This window comes from Streptomyces luteolifulvus (assembly GCF_008806595.1).
In the GTDB taxonomy this organism is placed as follows: domain Bacteria; phylum Actinomycetota; class Actinomycetes; order Streptomycetales; family Streptomycetaceae; genus Streptomyces; species Streptomyces luteolifulvus.
In genome coordinates this window covers 1-24,867 of sequence record NZ_VZRB01000025.1, presented here as the reverse complement: position 1 = coordinate 24,867, position 24,867 = coordinate 1, and the positions used below count along the sequence as shown (strand labels likewise).

Here is a 24,867-nt window from a genome sequence, read left to right as displayed (position 1 = left end):
TCAGTACTCCACATCCTGCGAGCGACGGCGGATGACGGTGACCTCGTCGCGCTGGTTTCCGGTCGGGCCGTAGTAGTTGAAGGCGTAGGTGAACTGTGCGTAACCGCCCGCGAGATGGGTGGGCTTGAGCAGCAGCCTGGTCAGGGAGTTGTGGATGCCGCCGCGCTTCCCGGTGACCTCGGTCTTCGGCACGTTCACGTTGCGGTCCTGGGCGTGGTACATGTACACCGTGCCCTCGGGCATGCGGTGGGTGACCACGGCGCGGGCGGCGACGACGCCGTTGCGGTTGTACGCCTCGATCCACTCGTTGTCCTTCACCCCGATCTTGTCGGCGTCGGTGGTCGACATCCAGATCGTGGGTCCGCCGCGGGACAGATCGAGCATGTACTTGTTGTCCTGGTAGTTCGAGTGGATGGACCACTTGGAGTGCGGGGTGAGATAGCGGACCGTCACCTCGGCCCGGCCGCTCTCGTTGAGGTGCTCGTCGCCGTAGTGCCGGGGCGAGTTCAACGGCGGCCGGTAGACCGGCAGTTGCTCGCCGAGCTCGGTCATCCAGTCGTGCTGGACGAAGAAGTGCTGGCGGCCGGTGAGGGTGTGCCAGGGCTTCTTGTGCTCGGTGTTGATGACGAACGGTGAGTAGCGGCGCCCGCCGGTCTCCGAGCCGGACCATTCGTACGACGTCATCACCGAGCGGGGCTGGGCGCGGGTGTCGGCGAAGGTGATCCGGTCGGCCTCGCGCTCGGCGGCGAGTTCGACGAGACCCTCGCTGCCGGTCTGCCGCTCCAGCTCCCGGAAGCCCTCGGTGGCCAGGCGTCCGTTGGTGGTGCCGGACAGGGCGAGGACTGCCTCACACATGTGGCTCGCGGTGGCGAGCGAGGGCCGGCCGGCGGCGATGCCGTCCCGGACCGTGCCGTTGCGGCGGCGGAGGTCGTCCAGCTCCTGGTTCGGGTGGACGGTGACGCCCTTGGTGGTGGTGCCCAGGGTGTCCAGCAGCGGGCCGACGGCGCGCATCTTCTGCCCGATGACGGCGTAGTCGCGCTCGATGACGGCCAGCTTCGGCATGGTCTTGCCGGGAACCGGTTCGCACTCGCCGGTCTTCCAGTCCCGTACCACTCCGCCCGGCTGGGCGAGTTCGTCCGGTGTGTCGTGCAGCAGCGGCACCGCGAGGACGTCGGTGCGGGTGCCGAGGTGCTCGGCGGCCAGCTCACTGAACCGGTCGGCGATGGTCAGGAAGGCGTCGTAGTCGGTGCGGGCCTGCCAGGGCGGGGCGATGGCCGGGGTGAAGGCGTGCACGAAGGGGTGCATGTCCGTGCTGGACAGATCGTCCTTCTCGTACCAGGTGGCGGCGGGGAGGACGACATCGGCGAGCAGGCCGGTCGAGGTCATCCGGAAGTCGATCGAGACCATCAGGTCGAGCTTGCCCTCGGGCGCCTCCTCCCGCCACACCACGTCCTTGGGACGGCCCTCGGGCGGGGTCTCCTCGGAGCGGACGGCCGCATCCGTGCCCAGCAGATGGCGCAGGAAGTACTCGTTGCCCTTGCCGGAGGAGCCGAGCAGGTTGGCCCGCCACACGGTCAGCACGCGAGGGAAGTTGGCCGGGTCGTCGGGGTCCTCGGCGGCGAACCGGAGCCGCCCGGACTTCAGCTCGTCGACGATGTGCTCGGACACCTGCTTGCCGCGGGCCGCCGCCTCGTCGGTGAGGTCGAGCGGGTTGCGGTTGAAGCCGGGGTGACCGGGCGTCCAGCCCAGGCGTACGGCCTGCGCCAGACAGTCGGCGAATCCCTTGCCCTGGAAGCGCCCTTCCCCGAGCGGGGAGGCCAGTTCGTCGGGCCCGAACGCCTCGTAGCGCCACTGGTCGGAGTTCAGGTACCAGTAGGAGGTGCCCGCCATGTGCCGGGTGGGGCGCTGCCAGTCGAAGGCGAACGACAGGTGCTGCTGCCCGGTGACCGGGCGGACCTTCTCCTGGCCGACGTAGTGGGCCCAGCCGCCGCCGTTGACGCCCTGGCAGCCGGTCATGGTGATCAGCGCCAGGAAGGCGCGGTAGATGGTGTCGGAGTGGAACCAGTGGTTGGTGCCGGCGCCCAGCGCGATCATGGACCGGCCGTTGGTGCGTTCGGCGTTGCGGGCGAACTCGCGGGCGATCCGGGCCGCCTGCTCGGCCGGCACGGAGGTGATCGTCTCCTGCCAGGCCGGGGTGTAGGGCTCGGACGCGTCCTCGTACGACGTCGGCCAGCTGCCCGGGAGACCGGGACGCTTGACCCCGTACTGGGCGAGCATCAGGTCGAAGACGGTGGTGACGAGGCGGCCGCCGATCCGGCGCACGGGCACCCCGCGCACCAGGACCGTGCCGCCCTCCGTCGTGCCCTCGTCGAAGCGGGGAAGCGCGATCTCGGCCGTCTGCTCGGCCCGCTCCAGCAGGCTCAGCTCGGGGACGGTGTCGCCCAGGTCGAGATTCCAGTGGCCCGGGTTCTCCTTGGCCCAGCGGAAGCCGAGCGAGCCGTTCGGCACGACCGCCTCGCCGGTGGCCGAGTCGATCAGGACGGTCTTGGACTCGGCGTTCTCCGTGTCGTGTCCGAGGTCGGCGGCGGTCAGGAACCCGTCCGGGACGAGACCGCGGTCGTGCTCGCGCAGGGTCACCAGGAACGGGGCGTCGGTGAACTTGCGCAGGTAGTCATGGAAGTACGGCACCTCGCGGTCGACGAGGAACTCGCGCAGGATCACATGGCCCATCGCCATCGCCAGCGCGCCGTCCGTGCCGGGGTGCGCGGCGAGCCACTCGTCGGCGTGCTTGACGTTGTCGGCGTAGTCGGGGCTGACCGCGACGATCTTGGTGCCGTTGTAGCGGGTCTCGGTCAGGAAGTGCGCGTCGGGCGTGCGGGTCACGGGGATGTTGGAGCCCCACATGATCAGATAGCCCGTGTTCCACCAGTCCGCGGCCTCGGGCACGTCGGTCTGGTCGCCGAAGACCTGCGGCGAGGCGATCGGCAGGTCCGCGTACCAGTCGTAGAACGACAGCAGGGTGCCGCCGATCAGCGAGTGGAACCGGGCACCGGCCGCGAACGACGCGATCGACATCGCCGGGATGGGCGAGAAACCGGCGACCCGGTCGGGGCCGTACGTCTTGACGGTGTGCACCTGGGCGGCGGCGATCAGCTCGCTGACCTCGTCCCAGTCGGCGCGCACCAGGCCGCCCTTGCCGCGGGCCCGCTTGTACGCCCGCGCCTTCGCCGGATCGCCGGTGATCTCGGCCCAGGCCGCCACCGGATCGCCGAGGCGCCGCCGCGCCTCACGCCACAGCTTCAGCAGCGCGCCCCGTACATAGGGGTAGCGGACGCGGCTGGGGGAGTAGGTGTACCAGGAGAACGAGGCTCCACGGGGGCAGCCGCGCGGCTCGTACTCGGGGCAGTCGGTGCCGATCGACGGGTAGTCGGTGGCCTGGTGCTCCCAGGTGATGATGCCGTCCTTGACGTACACCATCCACGAGCAGGACCCGGTGCAGTTCACACCGTGCGTGGAGCGCACCACCTTGTCGTGGGCCCAGCGGTCCCGGTAGAAGCCCTCCCACTTGCCTTCGGCCGCGCCGAACACCGCGCGACCGTCGGCCGACACCTCGCTGCGCGTCAGCAGCCTGCGGGCCGCCAGGGGCCAGCCCTCACCGGCTCGCGAGTCCCGCTGCCGTGCGTTCTGATCGTTCTCCATGGCCGGAAACCTAGGTGGCACAGGGTGTCGTCCACCTGGGGCTGGCGGTCCCCTGCCCGTTGGCCTACCGGCCCAATATGGCTGGTCGCAATAGGGACCAATGGTCCCGGTGCCGGGCCCGGTCGGCCGAGGAACCGAGGGTGCCGGGCGTTGCATGCTGGCAGGGATCGAACCGCAGATGCCCATCTGTCGACGGCAGCATCCGCGCCCGGGTGGCCATTCCCCCGTCCGGCCGCCGCGGGCACAGCGTGAACGCGCGTGTCGCCCGGTTCGGTCGTGCGTCCGGCCGCCCGCCCGCGGCCGGACGCGGCATCCGCCCGGAGTCGGCACCCGGAATGCCGCCCCCGCCCGTACCGGCCGGCCGAGCCGGCCACACCCGCTGGAGAGACCGTCATGAGCGTGCTCACCCTCGCCTCGGACCCTCAGGACGCCGCGGCCCTCGAACTGGCCGAGGCACATCACGCCCGACTGGCCGGGGAACTGGCCGGACGGGTGACGATGCTGCTCACCGCGGTGGACCGGGATCCGAGCGCCGCCGAGAAGATCCACGCCGGTCTCGTGGCCTTCTGCGGCAGCGCGCTGCTGCCGCACGCCGCGGCCGAGGAAGCCGCGCTCTACCCCGCCGCGCACCGTATGCCCGAGGCCCGTCTGCTCATCGAGGGCCTCATCGGTGAGCACCGCTGTCTCACCGCGCTCGTCGACGCCCTGCGCGCCGCGCCCGCCCCGGCGGACGCCGCGGCCGACGCCAGGGCCCTGCAGGTGCTCTTCGAGGAGCACCTGGCCAAGGAGAACGGCCTCGTGCTGCCGCTGCTCGCCATGAGCCCCGAGGTCTCCCTGACGGAGCTGCTCGCGGTCATGCACCAGCGGCTCGCGACCACTACGTCCGCCCAGGACGCCCAAGAAGATCAGGACAACGAGGAAAGGCACGACATGGAGGAAGAGTTCGAGGAGACCGGTGGCTGCGGCGGAGTGTGCGGCTGCGGTGCGCAGGACGAGGACGACCCCGAGCTGGACGTCAGGGAGGTTCCGCACGCCATTCGTCACGCCACGGTCTTCGGCGCCCTCGACGCCATCCCCGAGGGCACGGCATTGGTGCTGATCGCCCATCACGACCCGCTGCCGCTGCTCGCGCAGATCGAGCAGCGGCGCCCGGGGGTGTTCGGGGTGCAGTACCTGGAACGCGGCCCCGAGGCCTGGCGGCTGCGGTTCAGCCACCGCTGACCGAAACCGCCCACCCGCGGCGGCGCGCGAACGGTGCTTCGAGCCCGCGTACGCGCACCGCCGCACCCCCAGGCAGGACAGCTCTCGACAGCAAAGCTCTCGAGCAGCAAGCTCAAACAGAAAGAAGGACAGACACGTCATGGACGGATCGCACCGTCGGGCCGGCACCCTGCTCGGGACAGTCGGTACAGCCCTGGTAGTCGCCGGACCGGTCATGCTGCTGCGCGGCCGCAGCGGCAGGAACGAGATCCGTACCGAGCTGGCCGCCCAGAAGATCACCTTCCCGGATCACGGGCTGCCCGACGAACTCGCCGCCTACACCGGCCGCCGGGTGGAAACCGGCCCCGAGGCACACGCCTACGCCCAGTTCATCAAGGGCAATCTCGCCAAGGCCACCGGCGGCCGGGCCTACGCCGAGATCACCGCGGAGCTGCACGCCGCCGGAGGCGACGACGAGAAGCTCGCCAAGATGCGGCAGACCGCGTTCATGGCCCAGAGCCTGCGCGCCTCGCTGATGTCCGCCTACCAGGCCTGGCACCTCACCACCCTGGTCTCCGGCCTGGGCGTCGCGCTCACCGGTCTCGGAGCCGCGATGGTCGCCACCGCCGACGCCCTTTCCGCCCGCTCCTCGAACCGCACCTGACCTTCCTGCAGCTCCCGCGGCTCCCGCGGCCTCTGCGGCCTCTGCGGCCGACCGGCCCTGCCGCACCACGCGCGAAGAGGGACCGTCGGCCCTGTCCGAGAAGACCATCGGCCGCCGCGCCGAGCACCGCCGCCGGTGGATGCTGACGGCGACCGATCCGGAGGTATCCCGTGTACGACCACATCGACCGCATCCGAGGCCGATACCACCGCTGCCGCTCACGGTGGGTGCCGCGCACGGTCCGGGCCGGTCACCGTCCGGTCGCCCGCCCTGTCTGCCCTGATTCGAGGGCGGCCGGACACAGCGGCGGGGCGCTGGGAAGGACCGCGCGATGAGCGCCCCCTCCCGCGCCATCCGCCGCCAGCGGCACGACGCCGGCGAGCGACCGTTCATCGTCATCTGGGAGTCCACCCGCGCCTGCCCGCTGGCCTGCCTGCACTGCCGGGCCGAGGCCGTGCCGGGCCGCGACCCGCGGGAGCTGGACACCGGTGCGGCCAAGGACCTGCTGCGCCAGGTGGCCGCCTTCGGGCAGCCCGCCCCGCTGTTCGTGATCACCGGCGGAGACCCGTTCCAGCGTCCCGACCTGACGGACCTCGTCGCCTATGGCCAGGAGGTCGGGGTCCGGGTCGCCGTCTCCCCCTCAGGCACACCCACGCTCACCGAGGAGCGGCTGCGGGAGCTGCACGCGGCCGGCACGGTCGGCCTCTCGCTCAGCCTCGACGGGTCCACCGCCGAACTCCACGACGGCTTCCGCGGCGTACCCGGCGTGTTCCGCTGGACCCTGGACGCCTGGGACGCCGCCCGCGCCCTCGGCATGAAGGTGCAGATCAACACCACGGTCGCCCGGCACAACCTGCACGACCTGCCGGACATCGTCCGCCTGGTCGCGGAGCACGGCGCGATGCTGTGGAGCGCCTTCTTCCTGGTGCCGACCGGCCGCGGCAAGAGCCTGGGCGCACTGACCCCGGACGAGGTGGAGGACGTCCTCAACTTCGTCTACGACGTGGGCCTGACCGTGCCCGCCAAGACCACCGAGGCCCACCACTTCCGCCGCGTCGCCCTGCAGCGCCGGATCCTCGCCGACACGGGCGACGACCCCGTTGTCGTACTGGGGCTCGGCCCGCTGTACAAGGAACTGCGCGAGCGGGCCGCCGAGTTGGGCCTGGACGCCGCAGCCCGCCGGGTACGGCGCCCGCCGCTGGACGTCAACGCGGGCCGCGGCTTCGTCTTCATCTCGCACACCGGCACCGTGCATCCGAGCGGCTTTCTGCCGCTGGGCGCCGGCAGCGTCCGCAAGACACCGCTGACCGAGATCTACCGCACCTCCGAACTGTTCACCGGTCTGCGCGACGCCGACCGGCTGGGCGGCCGGTGCGGGGCGTGCGAGTTCCGCCGGGTCTGCGGCGGCTCGCGGTCCCGTGCGTACGGCGTCACCGGCGACCCCTACGCCGAGGAGCCGTGGTGCGGTTACCAGCCCGGATCCTTCCCCTACCAGCGGGAACTGGCCGTGCTGCTGCCCGGCGGCGACAGCGCGGACACACCCGTTCGTCCCCGTCCGAGCGCCGCCGAGGGCGGCAAGGAGCAGCGTGTACAGCAAGAACGATGACTCGGCCGCGGGCGGTGGCCGTCCGCCCAGCAGGTTCAAGGCGTCCGGACTCCGCAGCCGGCATCTGGCCGCCCATGCCCTGGTCGCGGCCTGGGCGGTGCTCGCGCTGCTGGCGGCGACCGCCCAGCAGGACCTGCCCGTGGTCCGCTGGCTGGCCATCCACCTGTTCCTGCTCGGCGCCGCCACCACCGCCATCGTCGTATGGAGCGAGCACTTCGCCGTCGCCATGCTCCACGCCCGCCTGCCCGACCGGCGGTGGAGCAACGCCCGCCTGGCCGGCGTCAACCTCGGAGTCGTCGGCGTCCTCACCGGCGTATGGTCCGACCTGCCCGTCCTGACCGGCGTCGGGTGCGCGCTGCTGATCACCGCCATGACCGCGCATCTCGTCGTGCTCATCCGCATGGGCCGCGGGGCGCTGGGCGGGCGGCTTGCGCCGATCGCCGACTACTACCGCGCCGCCGCGGCGGCACTCGTCCTCGGCGCCGTGCTGGGCTGGCTGCTGGCCACCGGCAAGGCCGGACCGCACCAATACAGCGGTCTGAAGCTGGCCCATGTGCACATCACCCTGCTCGGCTGGATCGGACTGCCCGTGCTGGGCACGCTGTTCATGCTGTGGCCCACCGTCCTGGGCGTACGCATGGCCGAGCACACCACCCGGCTGGCGCGCTGGGTGCTGGCACTGACCGGGGGCGGCCTGCTGACCGCCGTCGCCGGACTGTCGGCCGGCCTGCGCGCCGTCGCCGTACCCGGCGTCGCCCTTTACGCGGCCGGCGTCGTGGCCACGGCCTATCTGTTCGCCCGTACGCCGCGTCGGCGGCCCGCGGTCTCGGCCGCCGCCGCATGGCTGCTGGGCGCGGCCATGGGTTGGCTGCTCGTCGGTGTCGTCGTGGACCTGGTGCTGCTGTCCGTACAGCCGCTCGCCGAGGCGCGGGACGACTTCGGGGCCCTGGTCCCGGTCCTGCTCGTCGGCCTCGTCGCACAGGTGCTCATCGGGGCCCTCACCTATCTGCTGCCCATCGTGCTCGCCAGCGGTCCCAAGGAACGGGCGTCGCTGCGGGCGGTGTTGGAGCGGGGCTGGGTGCCTCGGCTGGTCGTGCTCAACCTGGGTGTCGCCCTGCTGGCGCTGCCGCTTCCCGACCCCGCCGGCACGGCCGGCACGGTGCTGGCCGGCGTCGCCGGGGCCGCGTTCCTCGCTCTGGCCGCACGCGTGATGATCCGCAGCGGACGGGGCCTTTTCCAGGGTGTTCGCCACGGCGGTGACAAGGCCGGTGTCTCGCGGCGTCCCGTCGTCTGGGGTACCGCCGCGGGTGCCGTCGTGACCGTGCTGGCCGTGCTCGTGGCCAACAGCGGCGGCGGCACGGGCGGCGGGACGAGCGCCAGTGGCACCGGAGGCCCCGGTGCAGGCACTACCCGCACGGTCGCCGTCACCCTGGCCGACATGCGCATCCGCCCGGGCCGGATCGAGGTCGCCGCGGGCACCACGCTGCGGCTGAAGGTCACCAACACCGACTCCCAGCGCCACGACCTCAAGGTCGAGGACGGTCCCGCCACACCGATGCTCGCCAAGGGCGAATCCCGCACCCTCGATCTCGGGCAGGTCACCGAGAGCCGCGAGGCGTGGTGCACCCTGCCGGGCCACCGGGCGGCCGGGATGAGCATGGACATCGTCGTCACCGGCGGCACCGGTTCGTCCGGCGACACCAGCGCCTCGGGCCACACCGGCCACGCGAGCGGACACGACGGCCACTCCACCACCACCAGCGGCGGCCTGGACCTGTCCGCCGACTTCTCCGCCGGCTGGAAGCCACGCGATGCCGACCTGACCCCCGCACCCGGCGCAACGCTGCACAAGGTCGAACTGCGCGCTGCGCACACCACCGTCGAGGTGGCCCCCGGAGTGAAACAGACGATGTGGACCTTCGGCGGCAGCGCGCCGGGCCCCACCCTGCACGGCAAGATCGGGGACGTCTTCGAGATCACCCTCGTCAACGACGACCAGGGTATGGGCCACGGCATCGACTTCCACGCCGGCTCCCTCGCCCCCGACCGCCCCATGCGCACCATCCAGCCCGGCGAGCGCCTGGTCTACCGGTTCCGCGCCGAGCGGGCCGGAGCATGGCTGTACCACTGCAGCACCGCACCGATGCTCCAGCACATGGGCAACGGCATGTACGGCGCCGTCGTCATCGACCCGCCCGGCCTGAAGAAGGTCGACCACGAATACGTACTGGTCTCCTCCTCGCTCTACCTCGGCACACCGGGCAGCACCGCCCAGGTGGCGAAGATGAACAACGGAACCCCGGACGCCTGGGTGTTCAACGGCATCGCCTCCCAGTACGCCAAGCGGCCCCTGAAGACGAAGACCGGTGAGCGGGCCCGCTTCTGGGTCGTCGCCGCCGGCCCCTCCGACGGCATCGCCTTCCACATCGTCGGCACCGTCTTCGACACCGCGTACAAGGAAGGCGCCTACCTGCTCAAGCCCGACCAGCCGGGCGGCGCACAGGTGTTGGACCTGTCCGCGGCGCAGGGCGGCTTCGTGGAGACGACGTTCCCCGAGGCCGGCCACTACTCCTTCGTCGACCACGACATGCGCCATGCCCAGGCCGGCGCCCACGGCACCGTCGAGGTGAGCGACTGATGGACACCGTCGGCCTGTGGTCCCTGGTGCGCTTCGTGCACGTGGCCGGCGCCGCCCTGTGGGTCGGCGGCCAACTCGCCCTGTCCCTGGTGGTCCTGCCGCTGGCACGCCATCTGCTGGCACCCGAGGCCAAGGACCGCTTCACCGCCGCCGCGGGCCGCCGGTTCGGGATCCTGACCGGCGTGGTGTTCCTGCCGGCCCAGCTGACCACCGGCCTGGCCCTCGCCTGGCACCGGGGCGTCACCTGGGCCTCGCTCGCCGAACCCGGCTACGGCCGCACCCTGGCCACCAAACTCGCCCTGTTCGTGGTGGTGATGCTCGCCGCGGCCGGCCACGGAATCGCCCACGCCAAGGGCCGCGCCGACCTGGCCCGCGCCCTCGCGGTCGTCTCCCTCGTCGGCTCGCTCGGCGTCGTCCTGCTCGCCACCGCCCTGCCCGCCTCATGAGCCGCCACCCTGCCGCCCCAAGGAAACAGGAGGCACCATGCGCAGTATCCAGGCCCTGCAACCCGACACCGTGGAGTCGCTGCTGACGGCGGCCGGGGCGGCCCCGTCGATCCACAACACACAACCCTGGCGCTTCCATCTGGACCGCGACAGCCAGGTCCTGGAGGTCCACTCGGTACCGGAACGAACCCTGCCGCAGACCGACCCGACACACCGCGCCCAGTACCTGTCCGTGGGCGCCGCGGTCTTCAACCTCCGCCTCGCCGCCGTACACCTGGGCCTCAGGCCGGAAGCGCGGCTACTGCCGGACCTGACCCGGCCCGGACTCCTCGCCACCGTACGACTCACCGAACACCTGGGCGCCGACGACCAGGACCAGGCCCCCGGCCTCTACGACGCCATCGCACAACGGCACACCAGCCGCAAACCATTCACCGGCCGTCCCGTGCCCGAGCCCATCGTGGCGGAAATGACGGCGGCCGCACACGCCGCGGGAGCACGCCTCTACATCCCGGACCACGCCGGAACACGACGTCTGCTCCGCCTGACCGCCGCCGCCGAGGCACGCAACCACGCCCACACCGCCCGCACCGCCGAGACCCGCAACTGGGTCCACGCCCCCGGAGCGGACTCCTCCTACGGCATCCCCGTCACCGCCCTCGGCCCGCCCGACGCGGCCGGACGCATGCCGATGCGCGACTTCACCGGCCTCCCGCCCGCCGGCCGCCGCCCCGCCGTATGGTTCGAACGACACGTCCAGATGGCCATGCTGTGGACCTCCCACGACCGCCGTGACGACTGGCTGCGCGCGGGCCAGGCCCTCCAGTACGTCCTGCTCACGGCGACCGCCCGCGGCCTGCGCACCTCACTCCTTCACCAGGCCATGGAGTGGCCCGACCTACGGGCCGCAACGGCCCTTCCCCGTCACAAACGCTGCCACCCGCAGATGCTGATCCGCTTCGGCTACGGCCCGGACGGCACGCCTACGCCGCGCGCGAGGGGTCGTACGGCTACGCAGCCCGGGACGTGAGAAGACAGCCGGCGCCGGTACTGCGCAACTGTCGCTGCGCAGGCGCAGCCGAAAAGGGAGTCACGGGGTCGCACGGGTGGGCGCTTGGTCGCCGAGGGCGTGCTCAGGAGCCTGTGACGACGGTGATCGTTGACGAGGGCGATGAGCTCCTGATCGGCGACCTCACTCGAAACGAGCCGCACCCCAACCGAATTGGCCTTTGGCCGTTCAGGGCGGGCACGTTGCTCTAAGGTCGGGTCCCGGGTCAATCAGCATGGGGGGCCAAGGTGGCGCGGGTTGTCGTCGTGCATGGCATCGGTAAAGAGTTCTTGGGCCCGGAGACGATGCGCACGATGCTCGGCCCGGCGCTCGAGGACGGGATAAGGCTGGCGGGAGGGCCGCGCCTTTCGGAACGGGACGTGGCGTGCGCCTTCTACGGTGATCTGTACTTCGAGGCCGGCACCCGGAGCACCGGACTCGACCTGCCCCCGTGGGACGAGTCGGACGTCGAGGACGGCATTGAGGTTGAACTGCTGGCCGCGTGGTGGAAGCAAGCCGCGCGGGTGGATGAGGCGGTGACTGGCCCTCACGAGGACGGCACACGGGGACTCGTCGGCTATGGCACCTCGCGGGTGCTGCTGTCACAGCGGGTGCGGGAAGCACTGGACGCGCTGGCCGGGTCGCAGTTCTTTGGCAGAGTCTCTGACCGGCTGCTCATCTTCGCCCTGAAGCAGGTCCGCCGCTATCTGACGGAGCCGGAGTTACGCGAGGCGGTACGCGGGCGGCTGGCCGACGAGATCACCGACGAGACCAGCGTGCTGGTCGCCCACTCCCTGGGCTCGGTGGTGGCCTATGAGGCCCTGCACGCCAACCCGGACTGGCCGGTGACGGACCTGGTGACGCTCGGCTCCCCGCTGGGCCTGCGCGGTGTTGTCCACGACCGTCTCGATCCGCCGCCCGTCGACGGGGTGGGGCCATGGCCGGGCGGCATCCGTCGCTGGACCAACATCGCCGACCGGGGTGACATCGTCGCCCTCCCAGACACCCTCGCCGACCACTTCGGCCCGCGAGAGGGTGAGCTACGCATCACCGATCTTCGGATCACCAACGGAACGCGGATGCATGACCTCACCCGCTATCTGACCGCCCGTAAGACGGGCGAGGCAATCACGAAGGGCCTCCTGGACCCGGGCAGCTCGAAGGGCGGGGAGAAGCGGTGAACGAGCACACCGTCAACCGCCGCCTGCTCATTGCGGTGGGGGCTTCCACCTACCAGGACGACGCCATCAAGGACCTGCCGGGGGTGGCGAACGACGTCCAGCAAGTGTGCGGGCTACTGGAACCGATGGGATACGAGCGGGTGCTCGTGGGGCTGTGCGAGAACCCCGACAGTCGTGACCTGCCCGAGGGCATCGAAGGCTGGGCGCTGGAAAACGATCTCGGCCCGCACGACGTCGTGGTCGTCTACTTCGCCGGCCACGGTACCAAGGCCGCAGACCGTCACTACCTGCTGTGCGGTAACACTCAATACGGCCGGTGGACCACGGCCTTGGCCACCGAGGACCTGTGCCGACCGCTGCTGACCAGCCCGGTGGGCCATCTGTTGGTGATGCTGGACACCTGCTATGCGGGCGCGGGGGCCGAGGACGTCTCTGTGCTGGCGGCGGAGCTGGCCGGGGCTCAGCGGAGGGCGGCGGGCCGCTGGCTCCTGGCCGCCGCCCGCAGCAAGGAGAGGGCCAAGGAGAACGTCTTCGTCGACGCCCTCAAGGATGTCCTCAAGCATCCCCGAGCCAGCGCCCACCAGGAATTCCTCGGGGTGCGGGAGGTCACCGAACGGATCAACGCCCACTTTCGCACCGCCAAAGCAGCCCAGCACGCCAGCCACTCAGCCGTCGACAGCGACGGCTACGCCCCGTTTTTCCGCAACACAGCCCATATCCCGAGCCTGCCTTGGAACGACCTCGACGTCGAGACCCTGACCCGCCTGCGCAAGCAAACCCGGGGGCATTTCGGTCCTCGCGGCCGTGGCCTGGAACACGCGGGGCAGCGCGGTGACTACTTCACAGGCCGCATCGCCGCACTCAGCGCCCTGGCGTCCTGGCTCCAATCCGACCGTCACGACCGCAAAGCCCAAGTGGTGACCGGTGACCCGGGATCCGGCAAGTCCGCGCTGCTCGGACGCCTGCTGACGCTGACCGATGCCGACCACCCGTCCCGTACGGGCACCCCGCGGAACGCCCTGCCCCCGCCCGGCCTGGACATCGTGCCTCTTCACGCCCGACGTACCACCGCTGAGGGGCTGGCTGTCGAGCTTGCCCAGGTGCTGAACCTGCCCAGCATGGACCGGGATGACCTCCTGCAGGCACTCGGCGAGCGCACTCAACCGGTCACCATTCTGTTGGACGCCCTCGACGAGGCTGGTACCGCGGGCAACACCAGCGAGGGTATGAGGGTCGCCCGTGAACTCCTCCAGCCGATGACCAGCCTGTCCGCGGTCCGGCTGATCATCGGCACCCGCCGACCCCTGATCCCCGCGCTGGGCCGAGCGGTGAACGTCATCAATCTGGACGACTCGAAGTACATCGACGAGAGCGACATCACCGACTACGCCCATAGCCTCCTGCTTGACGCCCAAGACCCGGACAGCCGCTCCCCTTACCGGAACTGGCCGGCACAAGCCGCCACGGTCGCCAGGGGAATCGCGGAGCGCGCGGGCAGGTCCTTCCTGGTCGCCCGGATGACCGCTCGGGCCATCGTCGACGGCCAAATCACTGTGGACACCACCCGGCCCGGATGGCAGAACGCCCTGCCCAGCGACGCGGGACAGGCCTTCGCCGCATATCTGGCCCGGTTCGGCAGCGACAGGGAGAAGGTCGAACGCCTGCTGCGCCCGCTCGCGTACGCCCAAGGCGCTGGGCTCCCGTGGTCCACCCAATGGTCAGCCATCGCCGAGGCCCTCTCCGGTAGGCCTTGTCCTGAGGAGGATTTGCGCTGGCTCCACGAGAATGCCGGCTCCTACATCGTCTCAACGGGTACCGCGGACACCTCCGCCTTTCGGCTCTTCCACGAGACCATGGCCGAGCACCTGCGCACCCCCCACCATGACAAGGAGGCCCACGCCGCCATCACCCAGGCGCTCCTCGCCCAGGTACCCCACGACCCTCGCAGCGGCGGCCGGGACTGGCCCGCCGCATGCCTCTACATCCGCGACCACCTCGCCACCCATGCCGCTGCCGCTGACGGCCTTGACCCGCTGCTCCACGACAGCAATTACCTGATCCACGCCACCCCCGGACCCCTGACGCACGCCCTCCCCAGCGCCCAGTCACCCGATGGCCGACTACGCTGCGCGATCTACCGGGCCTCCGCTGATCAGCACGCTCGCGCCACCTCAGAGGCACGCCGCGACATCCTGGCCATCGACGCGGCACGTTACGGCGAACGCAGTCTCGCCGATGAACTGGCACACGGACGCCCCTGGGGACCCCGCTGGGCCACTGGCACTCTGGTGCACCCCGCCCTCGTCCTCACCCTGTCCGGCCACACCGGCCCGGTGACAGCCGTCGCGTCCACCACTATGTATGGCCGACCTCACGCTGTCACTACCAGCGCCGACGACACTGTGCGCGTATGGGACCTCACCGATGGCACCACACGGACCACGCTCACCGGTCACACCAACTGCGTGAATGCCGTCGCCTGTACCACCCTCGGCGGCCGCCCTCACGCTGTCACCACCAGCGCGGACCACACTGTGCGCGTATGGGACCTCACCGATGGCACCACACGGACCACGCTCACCGGTCACACCAACTGCGTGAATGCCGTCGCCTGTACCACCCTCGGCGGCCGCCCTCACGCCGTCACCGGCAGCGCGGACCACACTGTGCGCGTATGGGACCTCACCGATGGCACCACACGGACCACGCTCACCGGTCACACCAACTCTGTGAATGCCGTCGCCTGTACCACCCTCGGCGGCCGCCCCCACGCTGTCACCACCAGCGCGGACCACACTGTGCGCGTATGGGACCTCACCGATGGCACCACACGGACCACGCTCACCGGCCACACTTGGGTGCGCGCCGTCGCCTGCACCACCCTCGGCGGTCGTCCCCACGCCGTCACCACCAGCGCCGACACCACCATCTGGATATGGGACCTGGTCAACGGCGCCAAGCATGCCACGCTCACCGGTCACACCAACTCTGTGAATGCCGTCGCCTGTACCACCCTCGGCGGCCGCCCTCACGCCATCACCGGCAGCGCCGACCATACTGTGCGCGTATGGGACCTCACTGACGGCACCACACGGACCACCGTCACCGGTCATACCAACTGGGTGAATGCCGTTGCCTGTACCACCATCGACGGCCGTCCTCACGCCGTCACCGGCAGCGCCGACTACACCGCCCGCGTATGGGACCTCACCGATGGCACCCAGCGAATCCTCACCGGACACACCAACTGGCTACGCGCCGTTGCCTGCACCACCATCGACAACCGAACGCACGCAGTCACCACCGGCGACGACCACACGGTCCGCGTATGGGACCTCACCGACCAGTCCCCGGTCATCACCCTGACCGGCCACACCAATTGGGTGTTGGCGGTCGCCTGCACCACCATCGACGGTGGTCCTCACGCCGTCACCGGCAGCGCCGACCACTCCGTTCGCGTATGGGACCTCACCAGCGGCACCACTCGAACTCTCCATGGCCACACCGCCTGGGTGAACGCCGTCTCCTGTACCACCATCGGCGGCCGCCCTCACGCCGTCACCGGCAGCGCCGACTACACCGCCCGCGTATGGGACCTCACCAACGGCACCACACGGGCCACCCTCACCGGCCACACTGCCCCTGTGCGCGCCGTCGCCTGCACCACCATCGACGGTCGTCCCCACGCCGTCACCGGCAGCGCCGACCACTCCGTTCGCGTATGGGACCTCACCGATGGCACCACACGGGCCACCCTCACCGGCCACACCAACTCGGTACGCGCCGTCGCCTGCACCGCCATCGACCACCGCCCCCACGCCATCAGCACCAGTGCCGACCACACCATGCGCATTTGGGAGCTGACGGGCAATCGGCTCACTGCCGCGCTCGCACTGCCACTGCCCAGTGATGCGGTAGCCGCCCTCGGGAGCGACATCGTGATCGGCCTGCGGAACGAAGTCATTGTCCTCACCCAGCGGCATTGAGCCCAGCATGCCGCTCAAACTGGGCTGGCTCTGCTGCCACAAGGGAATTCCTTCGCCAGGTGTGGGTGCCCCGGGTTCCAAGACACCTCGCGTCACATGCTGACCGCGCGGCTGTCCTCGGCCGCTCCCGGTGCGATTCGGGCCAGGGCGATCTGCAGCGGAAAGGCCGAATCCCCAGTGTTTGCGCCGATGGGCTTTGTGAATGATGAGGTCGACGGCCACTGGCTCGAGGGAGAGGGCAGGGGGAATGGTTCTGGGAGGGCCGTACCACCCGGGGGAGAGCCAGGGCAGCGGCGTCGCGGCAACGCCGGTCGTCGCCGTGAAACTCTCCGTCAACGACGTCCCGGTCAGCCTCTGGCTGAAGTTGGAGGGATACGCCCCGCACGGTTCCATCAAAGGACGCGTTGCACAGGGGCTATGGCAGGACATCAGCGGCAGAATCGGCCCCAGGACCGAGATCATCGAGTCCACCTCGGGAAACCTGGGACTGGCGCTCGCATCCTTGGCCGTCAGACACAGAGTGCCGTTCACAGCGGTCGTGGACCCCCGCAGCACCGCGGCCGTCGTCGCGGCCATCCAGTCGCTCGGCGGACGTACCATCACGGTCGACACCCCTGACGGCGCGGGCGGATACCTGCTGACCAGACTCGGCTACATCCAGGAGCGCCTGCGTGACCACCCCGGACTGTTGTGGCCCAACCAGTACGCCAATCCGGCAAATCCGCGAGCGCATGCCCTTGGCACCGCCCCCGAGCTGCGCGCGCAGCTCCCCCCGAGGCCGACGAGCGTCCTGGTGGCGGTCTCGACCGGCGGCACACTGGCCGGATTCCGCGACTATGTGACCGCTGCCCGCCCCGGCTGGGAACTGATCGGTGTGGACGTGGTCGGATCGGCGGCCCTGGGCGGGAGGCGCGGCCCTCGACTGCTGCCGGGGATCGGAGCCAGCCGGCAGTCGGCGTTTCTCCCTCAGGGGTACAGGCCGGCCCTACGAGTGTCTCCCGCGGAGGCGGTGAGCGCGTGCGTATGGCTGCGGGAGTCCACCGACATCGGCGTGGGGGCGAGTTCTGGTGCGCTGGTGGCGGTGGCGTTGCGCCTCTTCCGCGCAGTGCCCAGCCGTAGCAGCGTGACCTGTCTGTGCCCCGACGGTGCGGAGCACTATCTCGGCACCGTCTACTCCCCGCGCTGGCGTGAGCGGCTGCCCGTGGTGGATGTGGCACGCGGGGTCGAGGTCATCGCCGTCGAATCCCCGCGGTTCGACACCCTGCCCGGCCCGGTCAGCCTCCGCGAGGGGAGAGTGGCGCCATGAGCGAGCAGTTGCTGTTCCTCGACCGCGATGCGGTACGCGCCTGCCTCACCGAGGTGGACCCGTGCGCGGTCGTGACCCGCGTGCTGGAGCACCACGCCCGAGACCGCGTCACTTTGCCTCCCGAGGGCTATCTGCCGTGGGCCAACAGTGAGGGCGCCTACTGCCGTGCGCTCGCCATGCTGGGCGCCATCGACCAGGGCGAAGGACCCCCGTTGCTTGGCGTGAAGCTGATCAATGCGGCGGTCAGCAACCCCGCGCACGGCAGGGAACGTGCGGCCGGGCTGAGCATGGTCTTCGACCCGGAGACCGCACGGCCGCTGGCGCTGGCCGAGGCGGGGTGGCTGAGTGCGATCCGGACGGCTGCGTACACCATGGTGAGTCTCCGCCAACTCGGCCCGCATGACCTCCCTGCGGCGTCGGTGATCGGCTGCGGAACGCTGGCCCGAGCCCATCTCGGCCTGCTGGCCCGCGAATTCCCGCAGGTCGTGCACATCAGCCTGTACGACAGCATGCCGGCCCGGGCGGAGGCGCTCTGCGAGTGGACTCAGCGCCACCACCCGCAGCTGTCGGCACGGGTCCACGGCAGCGCACGGGCCGCGGTGGGCGCCTCCTCCGTCGTCGTGACCACAACCACCACGAGCAGTGGATATCTGGCTGCCGACTGGCTGGCGCCGGGCACCTTCGTCGCTCACGTCTCCCTGGCCGACCTGCTGCCGGACGCCTTCGCATCCGCGCAGGGCCTGTACGTCGACGATGTGGAGCTCGTCGCCGCCAACCCCCAGCGGATCCTCGGGCAGCTGATCCGCAACGGCCGGATCGGAGCAGACGCCGACAGTGCCGGGAGAGGGCTCAGACGGGTCCTTGACGGCACCCTCGGCCAGGTCCTGATCGGTGAGCGGCCGGCGATCCGCCCCTCGTCGGGACATGTGATCAGCAACCCGTTCGGGATGTCGGTCCTGGACGTGGGGCTGCTGAGCGCCGTGTACGAGATCGCGACGAGCCAAGGGATCGGCCAGGTCCTCACCCTCTACTGAATCCCGTTGTCCCTTCTGATTCCGACCTCGTCCCAGCACGAGCCCTGTCCCGGACGAACGTCCTCTCCAAAATGAGGTCTCATGGACACCCATCCTGTCTGGCCGGGCCCGGCTGCCGAGCGCGGACTGTTCTCGCTGGCCGACCTCGAGCCGGCGCCGATCAGGGAACTCGCAGTGCGCTCGGTGGAGTTGTTCCGCGACGGGAAAGCCCACGACAGTCCCTTGGAGAGCCGTGTTGTCGGCGTGCTGTTCACCAAGACCTCGACGCGGACGCGTACCGCCTTCACCGCCGGCGCCATTCGGCTGGGCGGTAACACCATCACCTACGGTCCGCACGATCTGCAGATCAACACCGGTGAGTCGCTGGAGGACACTGGGCGGGTCCTCGGGTCGATGCTCGACGTCCTGGTCGCCCGCACCGCGGGACCCTTGGAGGAGCTTCGGGTGCTCTCCCGCCAGGGGTGTCTCCCGGTGATCAACGCCATGGCGGCGCAGGAGCATCCCAGCCAGGGAGTGTGCGACCTGGCGACCCTCCATGCGGTGTTCGGTGACCCGGCGGGGGTGCGCCTCCTGTACGTGGGCGAGGGCAACAACACGGCGGTGGCCCTCGCGCATGGGCTGGCCGCCGTACCGGGGGCCCGTGTCACCTTCGCCACGCCCGCGGGATACGGCGTGCCGGACAGCCAGTTGCGGGTGGCGGCCCGGCGGGCGGATGCGGTCGGTGCGACCATCGCCCAGGTTCACGACGTGGCGCTGGCTCCGGACGAGGTGGACATCGTCTATACGACCCGATGGCAGACCACAGGCACGCACAAGGCAGACCCGGCCTGGCGCGAGGCGTTTCGACCGTTCCATGTGGACGGCGCCCTGCTGAAGCGCTGGCCGAAGGCGTTGTTCATGCACGATCTGCCCGCCCACCGGGGCGAGGAGGTCAGCGGCGGGGTCCTGGACGGTGACCGGTCCCTGGCGTGGACCCAGGCGGCGATGAAGCTGGCCAGCGCCATGGCGATCCTGGAATGGGCGGCCACGCCGTACAGCTGATCACATCCGTTGATGGATCGAGGTTGCCGTGTTCCCTGTCTTGCGAGTCCTGGCCTATGAGCACCTTCAGGAGGACGATCTCGTCAGACCCACGTGCGCGCAGGTCTTCTTCGACCCGGCTGATACGGAGACCGGGATCTGGGCTGCCCACGACCTCATCACCGCAGGGTGCGGTGTGCTCGACCTCGGCTCGGGCAGCGGCGCCGCGGCGGCAGCGATGGCCCGGTCCGGTGCCCGCGTCCACGGCGTGGACCAGGGAGTGGAATCGGTCGCGTGGGCGTCCCAGCGCTACAGATCCCCGCAGGTAACCTTCGCGACGGCCGACTTCTCCGTGCTCTCCGCCGAGGAACTGCTGGCCACCGCACCGCAGCCCCTTCCCCGTCCGCTGTTCATCACCAGCAACCCACCCTATGTCCCGTTCGCCACGCAGGTGGACAGGCCACTGCCGTCCATCGGCGGCGGGATGGACGGGCTGCGGCTGCTTCCCGCGATCATCGAGCACTGCCGTTCGCTGCACAGCGATCTCGCCCTCACCATCGGCAGCTACTCGACTCCGCGCAGGGCGGTTCGGCTGCTGGAGGCAGCCGGGCTGCGCATCCATGCCGTCACGCTCTGCTCGCTTCCGCTGAGCGAGTTCACGCTGAGCAACATGGAGCGAGTGTCGGCCCTCGAGAACCAGGACGAGGTGGTCCTCTGGCGGAGGACGCCACAGGAGCCGCCCGCGTACTTCGTGATCGGACTTGCCTGCCGGTGGAGCGGGGTGCCTGACACGGACGACGAGGTCCGCAAGAGGGGCCGCCTGAACGGAGAAGCCCTTATGCGGCTGCTGCATACGGCAGCCGCATCACGCACTGCCCAGCTCGAGGCGCTGGACGGGGCGCACGTGGACGGCTGGTCCGGTCCGGTGAGGGTGCTGGACCTTCCGGCATGCCCGGACCGACAGCACTGGTGACCGTGCCGCCTCGCCCTAAGGATGCCATCCGGTCTGCTTGTCCGCCGTGCCCTTCGCCTTCCCGCCGCTGGGGCAGCCGTTGGCATTCCGGGGCTGGCCCTTCTCGAACAGGTCGCCGATGAGGTAGACGCACCGGGGCTGGGACTTGAGGTCGTAGATGTTGTCGACTTCCAGGATGGCGAGGTTACGGTCCTCACCGACGCGTGAGTCGGCGAACGTGATTGCTCCGGTGGCTCCCTTGAACGTCATCTCCCGGAACTGCTGGGCCACCGCTGCCCGGTGTGGCTGGCCGCTGCCCGGCGGCAGCTTCAGGCGCCGCTGAATCTGGTCCATCGCCTCGACGAACAGTCCGGCCCCGTCGTAGGCGAGTCCGGAGAGCTCGGCCGGCCACAGCAGGGCCGGGTCCTCGTCCTCGCTCAACTGCTTGTCGAGTTCCTTGTGCAGTTCGCTGTAGCCGGCGCAGAAGGCATCGAGGGGCGTTCCGCCGCCCACCAGGGGTGCGGGTTTGCCGTCCAGGCACGGGCGGCCCGCCAGCGTGACCAGGCTTCCCATCCCCACGTACGACACCGGCAGTCCGGCGAGCTTGGTGTTCTTGCGGTTCTTCTCCTGCGCGATGAACCGGTAGATCGAGTCGTCGGCGACGATCCGGGGCAGGTAGGTGCGGTTGTAGCAGCGGGTCACCCCGCTGAGGAAGTCTCCGAAATAGTCCTCGCGCCCCGCATAGTAGATGATCTCGTCGCTGCGGTCTGCAGCCGTGCTGCACAGAGAGTCCAGATCCCTGGGCGAGTACTTCCAGTGTTCGTCCACCACGCTGACACCGGCTGAGCCGAGCTGCGCGTGCACCGCCTCGACCAGGGTGTCGACGTACGTGTCGCCCTGCTTCAGTTGGGGGTGGTAGATCGTCACCTTCGTCGCGTTCACATGCTGGGCGTACCTGGTCAGCAGCTCGGCCTGGCGGGGGTTGCCCGGGACCAGCTGGAAGTACAGCGGGGAACGGTCCGCGAGGCCGGTTCCGGTGAGGGTGGAACCAATGGTGGGAATGCCCGCGAGGCCGAGCTGCGTGATCGCCTCCTCGGTTTCGACGACGGTGCGGTCGAGACCGAGGACTCCGAGGACCGTGTGGTCGGCCTGGAAGAGCGGGCGCAGCATGTCACGGACGACCTGGGGAGCCTTCTTCATACCGACCCCGCCGTTGGCGATGATCACTCGCAGCACCGGCTCGGACTTGGACTTCACGTTCTGTTGGCGCTGCCGCAGCAACATGCCCTCCAGTTCCTCGGCGAACGCGTCGTCCGTGTCCGGGGCGGCCCCGCGGTGAGTCAGCCCGACGAAGTACACAATGCCGATGTACGGCCGCGCCGGGTCTTCCTCGTGCAGCCGCGCGGCCAGCCGGTTCTGCTCGAAGATCGCTTCCTGGGCGTTCCGCAGCCGCTCGTCGGCGCCGAAGATCTGGGAGTCATTGTCGCTGTAGCCGATGCACTGCAGGTCCCCCGGCGCGAACCGGACCAGCTTCACCGAGACCCCATCAGTGAACCGAGGGCGGAAGTAGGAGCAGTTGGCACCCCAGTAGTCCCGAACGTTTTGGAAGGCGGGCACCAGCGGCACCAACAGGGCGAGGACGAGGGCCAACTCGACGAGACCGCGCCGGGCCAGGACCGGAGCCGGGCGGGGCCGGAAGACCGCATCGGTCTCCCAGGCCGTCCGGTCGCCCCTGGGGAGCGAGCGGGCGTCACAGGGGTCGACGGGACGTGGCAGCCGGACCCGGAAGAACCGGGCGTCCTTGACGAGTTGCTGACGTCTGCCGGGCAGGGTGCGCCGCCATTCCGACAGAGCGAGGTCGGCTTCGGCCGGGTCGACGATCTCACAGTTGATGCCGGCCCCCGCTGGAGGCGCCTCGTCGCTCGCGGCGACGACGAACAGCGGATCGAGTTCGCCGGTCTCGTTGCGGACCTCGTTGATCAGCTGGAGGAGCTCCCAACCGCCGTTGTCTTCCGTGACATTGTCGAGCAGGACGGTCAGATAGGCGGTGCGGCGCCACCCCTTCCGCTTGGGAAGGATCATCCAGCGGCGCCGCCGGTAGGCAATACGCAGGTCCTCGAGGAAAGCGTGGACGTGCAGCTTTTTGATCTGGTCCAGGTTCTCCGAGTCGCGTCGGCTGAGGGTGAGCCGTTCCGCGAAGCCCAGGAAGCTCACCGAGTGCCGGGGGATCATGTAGTTCTGCCGGCGTGTGAACCACCGTGACTCCTGGCGCAGCCCCGGGACCCGCTTCTCCAGCCAACGGAAGCCGACACGACGACCGGCCCAGAGCGCCAGGCGCAGCCCGAACCTGGTCAGTCCGCCGGATGCCAGGTCCATCGCGCCGCTGGAAACTTCGGCGGTGTCCGGAGGCTGGCCCTGTCTGCCGCTCCACTGACGCAGGAGGCGGACGACGGGCTGATCGTTGCGGCCCTGTGGCGGAGGCAGTGGCTGACCGGTGAGCCAGTCCGCGAGGCGGTAGTAGTTGAACCGGGTCAGCCGTCCGGTACCGAACCGGTCGGCGGCGAGACTGAAGCTCAGAACGTCCAGGAGCGGCAGCAGCGGCATGGCTTCCCTGAGGGGCTGGACATCGGGGGAGTCCCCGGTGGTCCACCGCTCCCTGGACTGCTCCTGTGCGGTGTCTGCGTTGACGAAGGCGTACGGCACCTTGGGTGGTAACGCTTCGTCCAGGCGCTGCGCGAGGGCAGCGAGAAAGCCGTTGGCACCGGACTCGCGCTGCAGGCAGAGCAGGGGCAGCGGCTGGTCGCCTCGCAGTTCGTGTGCCGGCGGCCGGGCCAGGAAGCGCGGTCGTTCGGTCAGACCCTTGATCAGGGCCAACAGCGTATGGGCGCCGGCGAAGCCGGGACCTCCGCTGGGTTCTGTCGCCACCGTTTGTCCCCCTGCGTCACGGAGTCCGAGCCGAGCGGTGTTGCCCCATCGCCGCCCTTGGAGGGCGGTAATCGCATTAAATCGGCTTCAGCTGTTACATCGTTGGCTTTTCATCGATTTGGGGTCAACGAACTCTGGATCTGCCCTGGCACTCCAGAGGCACGTCGCCATCTGGCCTGGTCAGACGCGTCGTCCGGAGTGTAGTTGGCTGGTGGTGTGTCAGGGGCGGTCTTACCGGACAGCCCCTCAAACGGGTGGACTCCCAGTACGCAAGGGCCGATCGTGGAGCCTGACTCTGGAGGACCGGATCCTGCTGCTAGCGGCATACTGGCGTACGAACTTGACGCTGCGGCAGCTCGTCCGCTTCAGCCCCGTCAGCGGTTCCGTAAGGACGCCGTGCTGATCGTCGCCGGCACTCTGGTCCCCACGCGGGATCATACGGTTGCCGAGCAATTGAAGAACCACCAGTACTCGACCAGACCGAACTGCCAGCTCGGAAGGAGGAGCACAACACCTCCCACCAAAGGACCGGGCCCGCGTAGAGCACGTCTTCGCGCGGATGAAGGCATGGAAGATCCTTCACGACTGCCGTCTGAAAGGCGACGGCGTTCACACCGCCATACTCGGCGTCGCCGGACTGCACAAACTCGCCTTCACGGGATAACGCCCGCCCCATACGAGGCCAGAGAGGTCCAAGGGAGGCGGCCGCCACCTTTCCCGCTCGGAGAATACTCAGTCGATGCAGAACTCGTTGCCCTCGATGTCCAGCATCGGGATGCACGCATCATTGCCGTCATACAGCGTTCGCACGTGTACCGCGCCGAGCGGGACCAGTCGTGCGCATTCGGCCTCAAGGGCGGCGAGGCGCTCCTCACCCACGAGTCCGGTGCCGACGCGCACATCAAGATGCAGCCGGTTCTTGGCGGCCTTCCCTTCGGGGACGCGCTGGAAGTACAGACGGGGGCCCACACCTGAGGGATCACTGCAGGCGAACCATGAATCCCGCTGCTCAAGTGGCTGCGAGCGCTTGAAATCTGAGGCGCCCCGAAGTTCTCGGACAGCGGTCCCCATAGGATCGAAGTCCAGAACGGCGGAGAGAGCACGTGGCACAGAAGCGTAGGAAGTTCAGTCCTGAGTTTCGGGACGAGGCGGTGAAGATGGT

Annotated in this window: 15 protein-coding genes and 1 pseudogene; 13 read left to right on the top strand and 3 right to left on the bottom strand. The window is 69.7% G+C overall.

Going from position 1 to position 24,867, the window contains the following annotated elements; translation table 11 throughout:
- Entirely contained in the window at positions 1-3,699 is a 3,699-nt protein-coding gene (locus tag F7R91_RS29295; protein ID WP_150953409.1) for a nitrate reductase subunit alpha, read from the bottom strand.
- A gap of 393 nt (positions 3,700-4,092) precedes the next feature.
- Here F7R91_RS29295 and F7R91_RS29290 point away from each other — a divergent pair, with 393 nt between their 5' ends.
- The 12 genes from F7R91_RS29290 (at position 4,093) to F7R91_RS29235 (ending at position 20,801) form a co-directional block, all read left to right on the top strand.
- Positions 4,093-4,920 carry a DUF2249 domain-containing protein gene (locus tag F7R91_RS29290; RefSeq protein WP_150953407.1) on the top strand — a complete coding sequence of 276 codons (828 nt, stop codon included), beginning with the start codon at positions 4,093-4,095 and terminating at the stop codon, positions 4,918-4,920.
- Between the two features lie 139 nt (positions 4,921-5,059).
- Entirely contained in the window at positions 5,060-5,563 is a 504-nt protein-coding gene (locus F7R91_RS29285; RefSeq protein WP_150953404.1) for a hypothetical protein, read from the top strand.
- 331 nt (positions 5,564-5,894) lie between these two features.
- Positions 5,895-7,169, top strand: a complete 1,275-nt coding sequence (locus F7R91_RS29280; RefSeq protein ID WP_150953401.1) for a TIGR04053 family radical SAM/SPASM domain-containing protein — start codon at positions 5,895-5,897, stop codon at positions 7,167-7,169.
- Positions 7,150-9,807 (top strand): multicopper oxidase domain-containing protein, encoded by a 2,658-nt coding sequence (locus F7R91_RS29275; RefSeq protein WP_225320847.1) that lies wholly within the window; start codon positions 7,150-7,152, stop codon positions 9,805-9,807. The genes F7R91_RS29280 and F7R91_RS29275 overlap by 20 nt, the downstream gene beginning before the upstream one ends.
- Positions 9,807-10,253, top strand: coding sequence for a hypothetical protein (locus F7R91_RS29270; protein WP_150953398.1), 447 nt, complete (start codon positions 9,807-9,809; stop codon positions 10,251-10,253). Before F7R91_RS29275 ends, F7R91_RS29270 begins: the two co-directional genes overlap by 1 nt.
- A gap of 37 nt (positions 10,254-10,290) precedes the next feature.
- A complete protein-coding gene (locus tag F7R91_RS29265) occupies positions 10,291-11,283 on the top strand; it encodes an Acg family FMN-binding oxidoreductase (RefSeq protein ID WP_150953395.1) in 993 nt (330 codons plus the stop codon).
- Positions 11,284-11,606: 323 nt separating this feature from the next.
- Complete coding sequence (locus F7R91_RS29260) at positions 11,607-12,482, top strand: antibiotic ABC transporter ATP-binding protein (protein WP_225320846.1); 876 nt, start codon at positions 11,607-11,609, stop codon at positions 12,480-12,482.
- Positions 12,479-16,468, top strand: a complete 3,990-nt coding sequence (locus F7R91_RS43865; RefSeq protein ID WP_150953389.1) for a caspase family protein — start codon at positions 12,479-12,481, stop codon at positions 16,466-16,468. Before F7R91_RS29260 ends, F7R91_RS43865 begins: the two co-directional genes overlap by 4 nt.
- A gap of 247 nt (positions 16,469-16,715) precedes the next feature.
- Complete coding sequence (locus F7R91_RS29250; protein ID WP_191971680.1) at positions 16,716-17,774, top strand: pyridoxal-phosphate dependent enzyme; 1,059 nt, start codon at positions 16,716-16,718, stop codon at positions 17,772-17,774.
- Complete coding sequence (locus F7R91_RS29245; protein ID WP_150953383.1) at positions 17,771-18,808, top strand: ornithine cyclodeaminase family protein; 1,038 nt, start codon at positions 17,771-17,773, stop codon at positions 18,806-18,808. The genes F7R91_RS29250 and F7R91_RS29245 overlap by 4 nt, the downstream gene beginning before the upstream one ends.
- Positions 18,809-18,889: 81 nt before the next feature.
- The gene (locus F7R91_RS29240; protein WP_150953380.1) at positions 18,890-19,849 is read left to right on the top strand and encodes an ornithine carbamoyltransferase; all 960 of its coding nucleotides are present in this window, start codon (positions 18,890-18,892) and stop codon (positions 19,847-19,849) included.
- A 28-nt stretch (positions 19,850-19,877) separates the two neighbouring features.
- On the top strand, positions 19,878-20,801 hold the full coding sequence (locus F7R91_RS29235; protein ID WP_191971679.1) for a methyltransferase domain-containing protein: 924 nt from the start codon (positions 19,878-19,880) through the stop codon (positions 20,799-20,801).
- Between the two features lie 15 nt (positions 20,802-20,816).
- Here F7R91_RS29235 and F7R91_RS29230 read toward each other — a convergent pair whose 3' ends face one another.
- Positions 20,817-23,705 carry a type 1 periplasmic-binding domain-containing protein gene (locus F7R91_RS29230; RefSeq protein ID WP_150953374.1) on the bottom strand — a complete coding sequence of 963 codons (2,889 nt, stop codon included), beginning with the start codon at positions 23,703-23,705 and terminating at the stop codon, positions 20,817-20,819.
- A 208-nt stretch (positions 23,706-23,913) separates the two neighbouring features.
- Here F7R91_RS29230 and F7R91_RS29225 point away from each other — a divergent pair.
- Positions 23,914-24,369, top strand: a pseudogene (locus F7R91_RS29225) (transposase).
- A gap of 68 nt (positions 24,370-24,437) precedes the next feature.
- Here F7R91_RS29225 and F7R91_RS29220 read toward each other — a convergent pair.
- Positions 24,438-24,776 carry a VOC family protein gene (locus F7R91_RS29220; RefSeq protein WP_150953371.1) on the bottom strand — a complete coding sequence of 113 codons (339 nt, stop codon included), beginning with the start codon at positions 24,774-24,776 and terminating at the stop codon, positions 24,438-24,440.
- Between the last annotated feature and the right edge of the window lie 91 nt (positions 24,777-24,867).

Coding starts and splice junctions, on each gene's coding strand:
- F7R91_RS29265 (WP_150953395.1), top strand. CDS start 10,291: ATGCGCAGTATCCAGGCCCTGCAACCCGACACCGTGGAGTCGCTGCTG.
- F7R91_RS29240 (WP_150953380.1), top strand. CDS start 18,890: ATGGACACCCATCCTGTCTGGCCGGGCCCGGCTGCCGAGCGCGGACTG.
- F7R91_RS29290 (WP_150953407.1), top strand. CDS start 4,093: ATGAGCGTGCTCACCCTCGCCTCGGACCCTCAGGACGCCGCGGCCCTC.
- F7R91_RS29295 (WP_150953409.1), bottom strand. CDS start 3,699: ATGGAGAACGATCAGAACGCACGGCAGCGGGACTCGCGAGCCGGTGAG.
- F7R91_RS29245 (WP_150953383.1), top strand. CDS start 17,771: ATGAGCGAGCAGTTGCTGTTCCTCGACCGCGATGCGGTACGCGCCTGC.
- F7R91_RS29280 (WP_150953401.1), top strand. CDS start 5,895: ATGAGCGCCCCCTCCCGCGCCATCCGCCGCCAGCGGCACGACGCCGGC.
- F7R91_RS29260 (WP_225320846.1), top strand. CDS start 11,607: ATGCGCACGATGCTCGGCCCGGCGCTCGAGGACGGGATAAGGCTGGCG.
- F7R91_RS29270 (WP_150953398.1), top strand. CDS start 9,807: ATGGACACCGTCGGCCTGTGGTCCCTGGTGCGCTTCGTGCACGTGGCC.
- F7R91_RS29250 (WP_191971680.1), top strand. CDS start 16,716: ATGGTTCTGGGAGGGCCGTACCACCCGGGGGAGAGCCAGGGCAGCGGC.
- F7R91_RS29285 (WP_150953404.1), top strand. CDS start 5,060: ATGGACGGATCGCACCGTCGGGCCGGCACCCTGCTCGGGACAGTCGGT.
- F7R91_RS29220 (WP_150953371.1), bottom strand. CDS start 24,776: ATGGGGACCGCTGTCCGAGAACTTCGGGGCGCCTCAGATTTCAAGCGC.